This window comes from Pseudomonas sp. DWP3-1-3b3 (assembly GCF_049896305.1).
Taxonomy (GTDB): domain Bacteria; phylum Pseudomonadota; class Gammaproteobacteria; order Pseudomonadales; family Pseudomonadaceae; genus Aquipseudomonas; species Aquipseudomonas azotoformans_A.
The window spans coordinates 851462-864855 of the sequence record NZ_JAFCUA010000001.1 but is presented as its reverse complement, the minus strand read 5'-3'; the positions used below and the strand labels follow the sequence as shown (position 1 = coordinate 864855).

General features: G+C 60.7%; 11 protein-coding genes. 7 read left to right on the top strand and 4 right to left on the bottom strand.

Going from position 1 to position 13394, the window contains the following annotated elements; translation table 11 throughout:
• Positions 1-51: 51 nt before the first annotated feature.
• Positions 52-2469 carry a glucose/quinate/shikimate family membrane-bound PQQ-dependent dehydrogenase gene (locus ACP7BX_RS04215; protein ID WP_426128353.1) on the bottom strand — a complete coding sequence of 806 codons (2418 nt, stop codon included), beginning with the start codon at positions 2467-2469 and terminating at the stop codon, positions 52-54.
• Between the two features lie 474 nt (positions 2470-2943).
• Entirely contained in the window at positions 2944-4962 is a 2019-nt protein-coding gene (locus tag ACP7BX_RS04210) for a TonB-dependent receptor (RefSeq protein WP_061435442.1), read from the bottom strand.
• 142 nt (positions 4963-5104) lie between these two features.
• Between ACP7BX_RS04210 and ACP7BX_RS04205 the strand changes: the two genes are divergently transcribed.
• Positions 5105-5338 (top strand): VF530 family DNA-binding protein, encoded by a 234-nt coding sequence (locus ACP7BX_RS04205; protein WP_426128355.1) that lies wholly within the window; start codon positions 5105-5107, stop codon positions 5336-5338.
• Positions 5339-5342: 4 nt separating this feature from the next.
• Positions 5343-5966 (top strand): Pr6Pr family membrane protein, encoded by a 624-nt coding sequence (locus ACP7BX_RS04200; protein ID WP_133074536.1) that lies wholly within the window; start codon positions 5343-5345, stop codon positions 5964-5966.
• On the opposite strand, the gene ACP7BX_RS04195 is transcribed toward ACP7BX_RS04200, so the two are convergent.
• Entirely contained in the window at positions 5967-6734 is a 768-nt protein-coding gene (locus ACP7BX_RS04195) for a siderophore-interacting protein (RefSeq protein WP_426128357.1), read from the bottom strand.
• Positions 6731-7252 carry a PadR family transcriptional regulator gene (locus ACP7BX_RS04190; protein ID WP_426128359.1) on the bottom strand — a complete coding sequence of 174 codons (522 nt, stop codon included), beginning with the start codon at positions 7250-7252 and terminating at the stop codon, positions 6731-6733. The genes ACP7BX_RS04195 and ACP7BX_RS04190 overlap by 4 nt, the downstream gene beginning before the upstream one ends.
• A 477-nt stretch (positions 7253-7729) precedes the next feature.
• Between ACP7BX_RS04190 and ACP7BX_RS04185 the strand changes: the two genes are divergently transcribed.
• The 5 genes from ACP7BX_RS04185 to ACP7BX_RS04165 all read left to right on the top strand — a co-directional run bounded on the left by ACP7BX_RS04185 (position 7730) and on the right by ACP7BX_RS04165 (position 13364).
• A complete protein-coding gene (locus tag ACP7BX_RS04185) occupies positions 7730-8218 on the top strand; it encodes a CS1 type fimbrial major subunit (RefSeq protein WP_038846003.1) in 489 nt (162 codons plus the stop codon).
• A 129-nt stretch (positions 8219-8347) separates the two neighbouring features.
• Positions 8348-10870 carry a CS1-pili formation C-terminal domain-containing protein gene (locus ACP7BX_RS04180; protein ID WP_426128361.1) on the top strand — a complete coding sequence of 841 codons (2523 nt, stop codon included), beginning with the start codon at positions 8348-8350 and terminating at the stop codon, positions 10868-10870.
• A gap of 5 nt (positions 10871-10875) precedes the next feature.
• Entirely contained in the window at positions 10876-12111 is a 1236-nt protein-coding gene (locus ACP7BX_RS04175; RefSeq protein ID WP_426128363.1) for a hypothetical protein, read from the top strand.
• Between the two features lie 25 nt (positions 12112-12136).
• Positions 12137-12877: a molecular chaperone gene (locus ACP7BX_RS04170; RefSeq protein WP_426128365.1), complete on the top strand. Its 741-nt coding sequence runs from the start codon at positions 12137-12139 to the stop codon at positions 12875-12877.
• Between the two features lie 4 nt (positions 12878-12881).
• Positions 12882-13364 (top strand): CS1 type fimbrial major subunit, encoded by a 483-nt coding sequence (locus ACP7BX_RS04165; RefSeq protein WP_314525108.1) that lies wholly within the window; start codon positions 12882-12884, stop codon positions 13362-13364.
• Positions 13365-13394 lie beyond the last annotated feature (30 nt).

Here is a 13394-nt window from a genome sequence, read left to right as displayed (position 1 = left end):
AAAGGCGGCGACCTGTTGAGGGGCGCCGCCTTTTTTTACCGCCAGTAAAGCTTATTCCGGCAGTTTGAACGCCATCACATAGTCACCCTGCTTGGTCCCCAGGGAACCGTGACCGCCGGCCATGACCAGCACGTATTGCTTGCCGTCTTTACCGGTGTAGGTCATCGGGGTGGTTTGCGCGCCCGCTGGCAGGCGGCCTTCCCACAGTTGCTTACCGTTTTTCACGTCGTAGGCACGCAGGTACTGGTCGAGCGTACCGCTGAGGAACGCCACACCACCGGCGGTGGTGAAGGTGCCACCCAGGCTAGGCACGCCCATGGTCAACGGGATCGGAACCGGCGCGCTGTCACGCACGGTGCCGTTCTTATGCATCCAAATGGTCTTGTGGGTGGTCAGGTCGACCGCCGCCACGTAACCCCACGTCGGTGCCTGGCACGGCAGGCCCATTGGCGACAGCATCGCTTCGAGGATCACACCGTACGGCGCGCCTTTGTTCGGCTGCACGCCTTCGGTTTCGCTGACGCGTGGACCTTGCTTGGCAATGTCGGCGGCCGGAATCAGCTTGGATTTGAACGCCATGTAGCTCGGGTTCACGAACGCGATCTGGCGCACCGGGTCGACGGAAATGCCACCCCAGTCGAACACGCCGAAGTTACCTGGGTAAACGATCGAACCTTGCAGCGAAGGTGGCGTGAAGGCCCCGTCGTAGCGCATGGATTTGAAATCGATGCGGCACAGCAGTTGGTCGAACGGCGTCACACCCCACATGTCACGCTCTTTGAGCGGCGGTGGCATGAAGTTCAGGTCGGATTTCGGTTGGGTCGGCGAAGTGTGATCGCCAGCCACTGCGCCCTGCGGTACAGCGACTTCGTGGATCGGCACTACCGGCTGGCCGGTTGCACGGTCCAGCACGTAGATGCTGCCTTGCTTGGTCGACGCCATCACCGCCTGCTTCACGCCGGCTTCGGTCTTGATGTCGATCAGCGACGGCTGGCCGCCCACGTCCATGTCCCACAGGTCATGGTGAGTGAACTGGAAGGTCCACTTCACGTGGCCGCTGTCGATGTTCAGGGCGGTCAGGCCGGCGCTGTATTTTTCCGAGTCTTCGGTACGGTCGCCGCCGTATTGGTCGGGCATCTGGTTGCCCATCGGCAGGTAGAGCATGCCGAGTTTTTCATCCACGGCGAACATGGACCACATGTTCGGCGAGTTGCGGGTGTAGGTCTTGCCTTCGGCCAACGGGGTAGTGTCGTCCGGGTTGCCGCTGTCCCAGTTCCACACCAGCTTGCCGGTGTGCACGTCGAACGCGCGGATCACGCCGCTCGGCTCGTCGGTGGAGACGTTGTCGGTGACGTGGCCGCCGATCACGACCAGGTTTTTGGTCACGGCCGGTGGCGAGGTGGAGTAGTAACCGCCTGGGGCGAAACCACCAATGTTGGCACGCAGGTCGACCTGGCCTTTGTCGCCGAAGTCTTCGCACATCTTGCCGGTGTCGGCGTTGAGGGCGATCAGACGGGTGTCGGCAGTCGGTACGAAGATGCGTTTCGGGCAGGCATTCGGTGCGGCAGCCGGGCTGGCGCTGCCGGTTGGGCTCTGCTCGGAAGCGTACACAGCGTCATCGTGATACGACACGCCACGGCAGGTCATGTGGGCCCAGCCCTTGAAGTTCTCGGCGCCCATGCTGCTGATCTTGGGATCGAAGCGCCAGATTTCCTTGCCGGTGTCCGGGTCCAGCGCAATCACCTGGCTATGCGGCGTACACACGTAGAGCATGCCGTTGACTTTCAGCGGGGTGTTTTCTGCGGTGGTCTCGCCTGGATCGTTCGGGCCAGGGATGTCACCGGTGCGATACGTCCACGCCGGCACCAGCTTGTGGGCGTTTTCCGGCGTGATCTGCGCCAGTGGCGAGTAGCGATCGCCGTAGGCCGAACGGCCGTAGGAGTTCCAGTCGCCATCGGCCTGGGACGGTGCAGCGCTGGCCATGCCAGGGACTGCGTCGCGGTCCAGTTGGCCGGTCTTGACCATTTCACCGGGGTTGGTGAATTGGCTGGCCAGGGCGGTAGCACCCGCCAGCACCACGGCCACGCTCAGCGCGCCAGTGCCCAGCGGGGCAGGTTGGCCACGCAGCAACGGACGGCGAAACCACGGAAGCAACATGACGATGCCCAAGGCGAACAGCAGCGCCAGGCGCGGCACCAACTGCCACCAATCCAGGCCGACTTCCCACAAGGCCCACACGGTGCTGGTAAACAGCACCAGTGCGTACAGGCCCAGCGCGGCGCGACGGGTGGCCAGCAACAGGATGCCGGTCAGGGTGATGCCGATACCGGCCAGCAGGTAATACAGCGACCCGCCAAGCATCGTCAGCTTGATACCCCCGGCCAGCAAGGCCAGGCCCATGATCAGCAGCAAGACGCCGAGCAGCCTGGGCAGCAGGCGGCTAGGGCTCGAAGCACCATCAGTGCTCATAGTGTGTTTCTCCGTGACGTTGGAATTATGTATCCCCGTGTTTCTTCACTGTAGATGACGATTCGACACGGGCTTGGTTCAGCGTTAATTCGGTTTTTCTGGGGATAAGTGGGGTTATCCACAGGCGGGCGATTTATCCCCAGGCGCAGGTCGGTGTAAGACAGCGCTGTCTTGGGCAGAGGGGGAATTCGGCAAGATGGGGTCGACCGCGGAAGTGAAACGTTTCAGTTTGTTGCGGGCAAGGATAAAGGGAGTTGTCTTGGAGAGAAAGGACGAATCGCGATATGCATCATTTCTGAATTGGTAACAGTGACGAAGTGTCGCTGCAAAAGCTGAGTGTGGTAGGGCCTTTGTGGGAGCTGGCTTGCCTGCGATAGCATCACCTCGGTATTACTGAAACACCGAGGTGGCCGCATCGCAGGCGAGCCAGCTCACACATAAATCCGGTTCCCACAGAGGGAGTGATGGTGTGGGTTAGAAGGTCGTACGAATGCCGAACTGCACACTCCGCCCCGGCGCTGGCGCAATATCCCGCAGGATCGAGCTGGCATACCGCACCGTCTGGTTGGTCAGGTTTTCACCGTTCACAAACGCCAACCACTGGCTGCCACCCATGTTGAAGCGATAACCCGCGCTCGCCCCCAAGGTGGTGTAGCCATCGGTGCCACTCTCGTTATCCGGCACACGGCCTTGGCCCGCCGCATGTTCCACGTCGATGCGCGCCTGCCAGCGGTCCAGTTCCCACAACAAGCCGCTGTTCAAGCGCAGCGGTGCAATACGCGGCAAGGCTTCGCCGGTGTCCAGGTTGGTGGCGCGGGTGTAGTCGCCCGACAGTTCCAAGGCAAACTTGCCGTAGGCGCTTTCGCCAAGCTTCCAGTGATCCTGGGCTTCAAAGCCGGCGAAACGGGCGCGCACGCCGGAGTATTTGTACTCAGGGATGCCCCCGGCGTCTTCTTCACCTTCATCGTTCAGCGTGCGACCGCTGCCCAACAGGCCGATGTAATTGGAGAAGCGGCTGTAGAAAACGCCGAAGCTGCCCTTGTGAGTGCCGTTGTCAAAGCGCAGCGCCAGGTCGCTGGACACGGCTTTTTCTTTCTTCAGGTTGGCATCGCCCAGCTCGTAGGTGCCGGTGGCAACGTGGGCGCCGTTGGCGTACAGCTCGTAGAAAGTCGGTGCACGTTCGGTGTAGCCCAGGGTCGCGGCCAGGGACCAGACCGGCGTGAGGGTGTAGACCGCGCCGGAAGACAGGCTGCCGGCGGTGAAATCGTTGGATTTGTCGGCCCCTGCAAAACGTGCGTTGCCCTTGGCATCCGGGTCGACGCTGGTGTGTTCCAGGCGTCCGCCGAGGCTGAGTTTCAGGCGTTCGGTGGCCTGCATTTCTTCGAGGATGAACAGCGCGCCGGCCGTGGTGTCGGTCTGCGGTACGAAGGCTTCTTCACCGAGGGCCGAGAATTCATTGCGGGTGACTTGGGCACCGACCACGCCATCGAGCGGGCCAATCGGCTGGTGACGGGCTTCAACGCGGGCTTCGTAGCCTTTGTTCTTGAAGATCGTGCCGGTTTCGCCGCCTTCGATTTCGCGGTGTTCGTAGTCGGTGTAACCCGCGTCGAGTTTTACCGAGGTAAACGGGCCTTGCAGGTTGCGGATCTCCGAGGCGAAGGCGTAGTGATCCTGCTTCATGCGGATGCGCACGTCCTGCTCGGCCGGGGAACCGTAGTTCGCGTCGTAATTGCTGTAGGACAAACCGGCATAACCGTCGTCCCAGGTGTAGGAACCGCCCACGGCACCGCCGTCCTGGCGCCCGTCGCTGTTACCCAGGCGGCCGTTTTTGCCCGGTGCGTCGTCGCTTTCCGGGGCGTGACGGCTGCGGGCCTGGCCGGGGATTTTCAGGTCGTTGAATTCCCGCGCATTCGCATCCAGGTGCAAGGCAAAGGTGCCGTTGCCGGCTTCCAGCCTGCCCGCGCTGCTGCGGGTGGTGTCGGCGCCGCCGTAGCGCAGTTCACCGGCACCGTGGATGCCTTCGATGGCTTCGGTCGGGATGCGGTTGTCGAAGGTGTTGACCACGCCGCCGATGGCGCTGCCGCCGTACAGCAACGCGGCCGGGCCGCGCACGATTTCAATGCGGTCGACGTTGACCGGGTCCAGCGGCACCGCGTGGTCGTAGGACAGCGACGAAGCATCCAGCGCGCCCACGCCATTGCGCAGAATACGAATGCGGTCGCCGTCCTGGCCCCGGATGATCGGCCGGCTGGCGCCTGGGCCAAAGTACGAAGAGGACACACCCGGCTGCTTGTTGAGGGTTTCGCCGAGGCTGCCTTTTTGTTGCAGGGTCAGGTCATCGCCTTCCAGCACGGTGGTGGGCGAGGCGAGCTGCTCGCTGCCCAACGGGTTGCCGGTGATGACTTGGGGTTGCAGCTCAAGCGCGTGGGCTTCGGAGCCGATCAACAGGGCGGCGGCAAGCGGGGACAAGCGCCAGAGAGAAGAGAGGGACATCGGACACATTCCTTGGCAAAACGACTAAAAGATTTGAAAGTTATAGTTACAATATAACATCTCTTTTTCGTTGAGAACGGGAACTTTTTTCTTCGTGCTAAAGTGAGCGGCTGTATTTCTACTTTTTTGCAAAAGGCCTGGCATGACCGCGACAAGCAACGACCCACTTCACGGCGTGACCCTGCAACACGTCCTCACCACCCTGGTGGAACACTACGAATGGGAAGGCCTGGCCAAGCGCATTGATGTCCGCTGTTTCAAGAGCGACCCCAGCATCAAGTCGAGCCTCACGTTCCTGCGCAAAACTCCGTGGGCGCGGGAGAAAGTCGAAGGCCTGTACGTAAAACTGATGCGCACCAAACGCCCGCTGGATTGATTCGATGAAGCGGTTCGTGGCAGCAGCGGCGCTGGCCGGTTGGGCGGGGTTGGCGATCCAGCAATACCTGATTCTCTATTCGCGCTGGGAATCCGGTGCCAGCCTGTTGGGCGGGTTGATCAACTTTTTCAGCTTCTTCACCGTGCTCACCAACACCCTGGCGGTGGTGGTGTTGAGCTATGCGCGGGTGAGCCGTGATTCCCCTGCGAAGCGGTTTTTCCTCGCGCCGGTGATCAGCAGCGGCATCGCCGTGAGCATCCTGGTGGTAGGCCTGGCGTACAACCTGCTGCTGCGCCATCTGTGGCAGCCCGAGGGCTTCCAGTTCATCGCCGATGAGTTGCTGCACGACGTGATGCCGGTGCTGTTTTTCATCTACTGGTGGCGGTGTGTGCCCAAGGGTGATTTACGCTTGAAGCACATCGGCGGCTGGGTGATTTACCCGCTGGTGTACTTCGCTTACGCACTGCTGCGGGGGGATCTGCTCGGGCAGTATCAGTACCCGTTCATTGACGTGAGCACCCTCGGCTATCCACAGGTGTTTGTGAATGCCGGGGGGATTTTGCTGGGCTTTGTGCTGATCGCGTTGGTGGTGGTGGGGCTGGATAAGCTGATCAAGCCCCGGCGCTGATCATTCCTCTTCGCTGCCATCGGCACGCCAGTAACCCACGGCCTTGAGGTAGTCCTCATTGACCTGGTGCGTGTCCAGCAGCACACGGCGAACACGGCGTGACAACTTGGTTTCAGTGGCGACGAAGCTGTACAGCGAACCACTCGGCAGCGTCAGTTTCTGCACGGTGTCGAGCAGGTCGTCCTGGCCACGGATCACCCACATCACTTCAACATCGGCAGCGCTTTGCAGCGGCTGCTTTTCTTGCGCATTGGCGATCTCAATCACCGCCAGCACCTTACGCCCCGCCGACAACTCTTCCAGGCGCCGCGCAATGGCCGGCAGGGCGGTTTCATCGCCGATCAGCAGATAGCTGTCGAAAATATCCGGCACGATCAACGAGCCCCGTGGCCCGCCGATGAACAGGTGCTGGCCGACCTGCACCTGCTCGGCCCAGGTGGACGCGGGGCCATCGCCGTGCAGCACGAAGTCGATATCCAGTTCGCCGATGCTCAGGTCAAAGCGACGCGGCGTGTAGTCGCGCATGGCCGGCTGCGGGCCGTCGCCCTTGATGGTGAAGGTCGGGCTTTCCAGTGCAGCCTGCTCGGCGGCGTTCTGTGGGAACAGCAGCTTGATGTGATCGTCGGCCCCCAGGCTGACAAACCCCGCCAGCTCAGGCCCGCCCAGGGTGATACGACGCATGCGTGGCGTGATGTCGACCACCCGCAACACTTGCAGGCGGCGGCGTTTGATTTCGTGGGTAACGCGGTGGATGACTTGAGTATTCATTGCTCTTTCCCGTCGGCAATGGCTTGAGCGGTGCGATTGAGCAGCGCCGCGACACGAATGATTTCTTCCGGGCTCCAGCGCCCGTGGTGCGAGTGCAGGGCATGACGCAGGTTGTGCACCGCCTCGTGGATCTCCGGTGGGCGGTCTTGGCCGCGCAGTGAACGCTTGCTCACGTCGATGCGCATGCGCACGCCGTCCAGGGCGACCGCTTGCTCGCTTAAGAAGAGACGACCGGCGTCGGTGATTGTGTAGCGTTTTTTTCCGCCGTCGGCGTCGCCCTGGATCAAATCGCTTTCTTCCAGGAAGGTCAGGGTCGGGTAGATCACGCCGGGGCTGGGGGTGTACGCGCCGTCGAACAGGCTTTCGATCTGGCGGATCAAGTCGTAGCCGTGGCAAGGCTGTTCGGCGATCAGTGCCGGCAGCAGCAGTTTCAAATCGCCGGGTGCAAATACACGGGGGCCGCGACCGCGGCCGGAGCGCGGGTCAAAACCGTCGCGTTGGTGAGGATGGTCTCGCATGGGTAGGCGCCTCTGTGTGTGTCTAGATATAACGTAAGATATATCTTAGAGAGCTGGCAAGAGCGCCCGACGGACGGCATGCCGTCTCGCAGGTGTTCGCGCATGACGGCGAGATAAACTAGAGCAACTACTCAAGTTAAGCATTAAGTGGGTTAAGTCTAATAAATGCAGTTGTTTTTTATTGGGTGTAATCCTATTCTTACGGATAAGAGTGCAACTAAAACATTCTCATTTAGTCTCGCGTAGTCTTTGTCTTACAGCTATATTTTAAGTTTTGGCAAAATGCCATAACTTTCCTATCAGTTGTAGTGTTACAAGGCTACGCAACTAATTGAATTTGCCTGCTTACTTTAAATAACGTGAGCTGGATACTTGCCTGGCGTTGAACAAGTCGCTGACTTGCAATGCAAATAGTTGGAAAATATGTCGTTTTTCAACTGCTTCTAAGAACCCCTCTTTAGATGACAGGTAATCACCATGTTCAAGACACTCGCCGTAGCTGTCCCATTCGTTGCGGCCGCCCTGAGTTCCTCCATCGCCATCGCTGCCGATGACGCACGTTCGTCCATCAGCATCACGGCCGACATTCCAACCAAGCAGTTCCACGCCCAGCCTCGTGACCCGAACTTCGGTAAAGACGAGACCATGAACTACAACCCTGTCAGCGGTGAACTCAGTTCCCTGCGGGCAACCTTCGATGTGAAAAACACCGACGGTTCGGTCAATGCCTACATCGAAGGCGGCCCAACCGCCGCTGCGCTGTACAATGGTTCGGACAGCATTGCCCTGACCAACACCTTCAACGGTGTGGTCCTGACCGGCACTTCGCAGGAAGTGGTCGATGATCCGCAGTCCACGCCCGGCACCCAGGCTGACCTGGTGATTGCTCCGGCTCGCCCGGCAGACACCCAGAACGGCCTGTACACCGCCAGCTACACCGTGATCTTCGACGCAGTACCACGTTGATTCCAGCGGGTGCGTAACCCCCAGGCCGCCCTGGCCATGGGGGCATGAAAAGACCGGCCGGCGCCTTCCTCCCCGAACGCCGGCCTGGTTCAACCGTCCCGACTGTTCGTACCGACGAGTATTCCGTCCATGTTTTCGATGACGCCAATTGCGGGCGCGCTTGCGCTATTGCTGTGCGCCAGTGCGCTGGCCGCGCCAGCGACCCCCGGCACCACGCCCGGCAGTCTGTTATCTCAGTCCAAGGGACTGCCAGAAGATTTTGAACAACACTTTTTCGATGTGCCATTGGCCGTGCGCGTGGAACTGGATCAACAGTTCCTGGGCGAAGCCATGATTGTATTAGGGCGCGATGATCGTATTACCCTGCTGCAATTCAATGATATCGGCGATAGCCCCGTCTCTGCCACCACTCGTGCAACTTGGGAGCAACTTCTGCAACAAGGCCTGCGGCTGGGAAGTTGCCAACAAAGTTGCCCGTCGCAACTGTTGGCCGTGCACTACAGCCTGGAAAACTCTCTGGTGTCGATTCTCACCGAGAACGTCGAGCGCAATGCCCAGATCAAGCAGTTTTATGATCAACCGGACACCGGCAGTCTTGGCCTGATCGTCAATAACCAATTGAACGTTACCGGTGGCGAGAACGAAGCCGTCGGCGGCCGTTATGGCCTTGTCGCCAGCTCCAGCATTGGCAACTGGACCCAGGCCATGAACCTGCAGTTGTCGCGTATCGGCGGCAACGACACCACGCTGTATCACGCCATGCACGAGCTCTACACCCAGCGCGAACTCGAAGGCAACTTCGTGCGCCTGGGCTATTTCACTCCCGGCTCCAACGGCCTCACCCGGCAGATCCGCTCGTTCGGCGCCAACCCCGATACCGCCATGGGGCTGATGTATGGCAGCTCCGACAGCCTGGTGATCAACAACCCCAAGCCCAGCGTGTATCCGGTGTACGTCACCGCCAGCCGCCAAGCCTCGGTGGAGATCTACCGTGCCGGCCTGCTGATCAATACGCAGCCGGTCGCCGCCGGCCTGCAAACCCTGGATACGCGGCCCTTGCCCGGCGGTATATACGAAGTGGAAGTGCGCCTGATCGAAGATGGCCTCACCACCTCCACCACCCAGGAGCTGATCTATAAGCCCAACAACTGGCGCAACCTCGACGAGCGCTGGCGCTACAACACCTTTGTCGGGCGCGAAAGCAAACTGCTGAGCAACTGGGACGAGCAGTCCAGCGGTTTCCTGACCTACGGCGCCGGCCTCAATTATTTGGCGCACCCACGGGTGATCCTCGGCCTGTCCACGCGCAAAGTGCGCGAAGCCATGCAATACGGCACCTCCATCGACTGGACCCTGGGCAACAGCCTCAGCCTGTATGCCAACGTCTACCAGACCCAAAACCACGGCACCGGCCTGGACCTGCAAACCCTGTACAACTATGGCGCAGGCAGCGTGGTGTTCAGCCACAACCGCAGCTGGCTCGACACCACCAATACCTACGAGGTGCTGCCGGACGGCACGCGCGTGCGTCAGCGCAACGTGTTTATCGGCCAGACCAGTAATACGTCGTTGTCCCTTAACCATCGCATGAGCAACACGAGTTCGATCAACTCGCGGTTGTCCTACAGCCAAGGCAACATCGAGGGGATCGGTCTCGACCTCGGTTGGACCGAGCGTGGCACGCTTTTTGGCAGCGATGCCAACTGGCGCCTGTCGCTGTTCGACCGGCCCGCTACTGCCAGCACCGGTGACAACCGCAACCGTGGCGTCGATCTCAGTGTCAGCGTGGCCCTCGGTTCACCGGGCGAGCAGTGGTCGGCCAGTATCGGCACCCGCACCGCGCGCGATGGTACCCGCGACCATAACGGCTCGCTCACTTACACCAAGACCCTTGAAGACCACTTGCTGCAAAGCGTCTCCGGCACGGTGCTGGCCTATACCTACGGCGTAGGTTTGTCCGGTCGCGCCAGCTTTCAGAATGATGCGCTGTACGGTGACACCTACGCACAGCGGTCGTCCTTCAACGGTCGCCTGTCCGGTGGCCTGAACCTCAGCAGCACCGTGGCGGTGGGCGGCAACAACCTGGTGCTCAGCAGCCAGCCACAAAATGGTGGCGCGGGCATGATCGTCGACGTCGAAACCGACCTCGACGACATCACCCTGCGTGCCGACGACCTCACCGGCGGCAGCACACGCCTGCGACCGGGGCGCAACTTTGTGCCGATCACCGCCTACAAGAGCAGCACCCTCGCGTTCGACTTCGACGGCAACCACCCGCCGGCCGCCAACATCCAGCCAGCGCGCAGCAACTACCACCTGAATAAGGGGGGCGTGGAGTACCGCAAGATCAGTGTGATGAAAACCGTGACGGTACTCGGCCGCCTGATCGACGAAACAGGCCAGCCACTTAGAGGCCACCAAGTGATCAACCACGCCAGCCGCGCGGTAAGTGAAGTGGACGGTTTCTTCTCGATGGAAATGACGGCCGGCGCGCCGACCCTGGAAGTGCGCTATGCCAACCAGCTGTTGTGCCAATTCCGGCTCGACCCGAGTAATACGCGACAGGAGAGTGATGTGTTGATGATTGGGGATTTACGTTGTACGCCGGACACCTTGGCGGAAAACAGTTCCAACCTGGCAACAGCAGGGTGAGCCGGATGACTGTAGTCAAGCTATCGCGGGGCGCTGGAAAAACCGCACTGTATGTCATGGGCTTGTGGGCGTGCCTGGCGGCAGGAACCGCCCAGGCGTTGGTGCAGGAGATCACCGCGCAATTTCGCCCTGACCCGTCCAACCCGATGGTCAACCGGTTCAAGAACACCACCCCGGAAAGCGGCATCTGCCCTTGGCATATTCCTGAGAGGTGCAAGCAGTTGGGGATTTTCAGTATTCGGACCACGGCTATTCAGTTCAACTCCAACGGCCCAATTCTGGGCAATCACACAGACCCGCGTAAAGGCGCGATGTTCAAGGTGCCTACTGAATGGCGGGACTTGGTGGTGACCAATACGGTGACGGCGAAAACTGAAACGCTGCAGGTCAGAATTGCGGGCATTGGGGGTAAGTACGTGTTGCCAGTCTCAGACCGGTGGCTTTGGCTCTACGGCACTGGTGGGTGGCAATACGCTATTAGGCCTTGCTTGCCCACAGGCTACGCGATTGGCAACGATCGATATTTGTTGTGGTCGTGGATTACGCCGGTCGACATCGGTGCCTGCGCAGTACCTGCGGCCAAGGACATTTCAACGCTGTTTTACGAAACGTTCGAGTATTCGTACGAGCTGAAAACCCCCAATCCATTGAAAATGGACGCAGGCCAATACGTTGGTACCACCACCTACACCATCGGGCCGAGCGCGGATTTTGATTTCGGCGACATCATGATCCCGACCGACGACACCCTGACCTTCAACTTCACCCTGGACGTTGACCACCACCTCAAGGTCGAAGTCCCCCCCGGCGGCAATCGCATCCAACTGGAGCCCCAAGGCGGCTGGCAGGCCTGGCTGCAGAACGGGCGCAAACCCAGCCGCCTGTTCCGTGACCAGAGCGTCAACCTGTGGACCAGTTCGGCCTTCAAGATGACCCTCGAATGTCCCGAGCCCCTGGGTAACACCTGCAGCGTGCGCAATGCCGCAGGCGTGCAGGTGCCGTTGGACATTGCGGTGACGCTGCCCAATGGCCTCAGCGACGGCGCCGGGCGCCCGGTCAACCGCCTGCCCCTGCGCCTGGATGGCAGTGGCACCGAGCTGTTCCAGCCCACGCACTACATTGACCGCAAACCCAGCACCCTGCATTTCGAAATCAAGGCCGACGCTGTCGAGCAGATGCTCGACCACCCCGGCAGCACCTTCTCCGGCACCGTCACCGTGGTCTGGGATTCACAAGTTTGAAGCGCTTTTACATGAGGTTGAGTGAATGAAACGTTTGTTGATGCTGTGCGCCTTGTCGCTGTGTTCCCTCGGCGCCCTGGCCGGCCCGCAGATCAATGTGGGGGTGGTGTACGACTATCTCGCCGGCGATAAAAGTACCTACATGAAGCGGGTGTTCAACGGCGGCACGTCCACCGCGTTCGTCAAGGTCAATATCCTCGAGATGATCTACGACGACGATGGCACTTACCGCGAAGTGCCCCTGCAAAACCAGCCCGGCGGCGGCGCCCGCGATGGCTTGATGGCCAGTCCGGCGCGGCTGATCGTGCCGGCCAACGGCACCCAGGGCACGCGCCTGCTGTTCATGGGCAACCGCGACAAGGAGCGTTATTTCCGCGTGCGCTTCGTGCCGGTGGTGCCCCAGGCCGAGGATGATTTTGCCGTCACCGAACAAGAGCGCGCCGACTACAAGCAAAGCCTGGCGGCGGGCGTCCGGGTGTTGGCCGGCTACGGCACGGTGTTTTTCGTACGGCCGAAAAACACGCAGTTCAACACGCAGATCCAGGACGACGGCCAGCGCTACACCCTGCGCAACAACGGCAACAGCGTGGTGGTGATCGATGAGTTCAAGGACTGCGCCACCGCTGCGCCCCAGGAGTGCCGCCCGACCTTGCGCCATCACATCCGTGCCGGGCGCTCATATGGGTTCGACAAGCAACCAGGCCGCGAATACCGCTTCAGCCTGGTCGAAGGCGAGGCAACCCGCAAAATCGAGGTCAAGGGGTGAAGCCATGTACAGATTAATTGCGCTGGTCGTTCTCGTGATGGTGCTGGGCTTGTCGATATCCCGGTTGGAGGCCGCCGTCGAGCGCGAGACATTCGAGGTCTCGGTGACTATTCCCACCGCCGACTTCTACGTACTGCCCGTGGATCCGCAACTGGTGCAGCGCGAGCAAAAGCTGGCCTACAACCCGGTGAGTTCGCAACTGGCCACGTTGCGCGCACCGTTCGATGTGAAGAATGTCGGCGGCGCGATCGGCGCGCGGCTGGACCAGGAGGCTTACCTGTTCAACGGTACGGATCGCGTCGACCTGCGCGTGACCTTCAATGAGGTGGTGCTGGGGCTGACGCAATCCGAAGTGGTGTCCACCGCCGACGCGCGGCCGGGCAAGCGCGTCGGCCTGGAAATCGCCGCGATCAAGCCGGCTGACGATTATCGTCCGGGCCATTACTCCGGCACGGTGCACATGGTGTTTGATGCGATCGCGCCGTAGAGGCCTACGAACGGGCGGCGAGGTTTTCTT

Bases quoted from the DNA above. Each gene is read 5' to 3' on its own strand.
- ACP7BX_RS04215 (WP_426128353.1), bottom strand. From the start codon at position 2,469: ATGAGCACTGATGGTGCTTCGAGCCCTAGCCGCCTGCTGCCCAGGCTG.
- ACP7BX_RS04210 (WP_061435442.1), bottom strand. From the start codon at position 4,962: ATGTCCCTCTCTTCTCTCTGGCGCTTGTCCCCGCTTGCCGCCGCCCTG.
- ACP7BX_RS04205 (WP_426128355.1), top strand. From the start codon at position 5,105: ATGACCGCGACAAGCAACGACCCACTTCACGGCGTGACCCTGCAACAC.
- ACP7BX_RS04200 (WP_133074536.1), top strand. From the start codon at position 5,343: ATGAAGCGGTTCGTGGCAGCAGCGGCGCTGGCCGGTTGGGCGGGGTTG.
- ACP7BX_RS04195 (WP_426128357.1), bottom strand. From the start codon at position 6,734: ATGAATACTCAAGTCATCCACCGCGTTACCCACGAAATCAAACGCCGC.
- ACP7BX_RS04190 (WP_426128359.1), bottom strand. From the start codon at position 7,252: ATGCGAGACCATCCTCACCAACGCGACGGTTTTGACCCGCGCTCCGGC.
- ACP7BX_RS04185 (WP_038846003.1), top strand. From the start codon at position 7,730: ATGTTCAAGACACTCGCCGTAGCTGTCCCATTCGTTGCGGCCGCCCTG.
- ACP7BX_RS04180 (WP_426128361.1), top strand. From the start codon at position 8,348: ATGTTTTCGATGACGCCAATTGCGGGCGCGCTTGCGCTATTGCTGTGC.
- ACP7BX_RS04175 (WP_426128363.1), top strand. From the start codon at position 10,876: ATGACTGTAGTCAAGCTATCGCGGGGCGCTGGAAAAACCGCACTGTAT.
- ACP7BX_RS04170 (WP_426128365.1), top strand. From the start codon at position 12,137: ATGAAACGTTTGTTGATGCTGTGCGCCTTGTCGCTGTGTTCCCTCGGC.
- ACP7BX_RS04165 (WP_314525108.1), top strand. From the start codon at position 12,882: ATGTACAGATTAATTGCGCTGGTCGTTCTCGTGATGGTGCTGGGCTTG.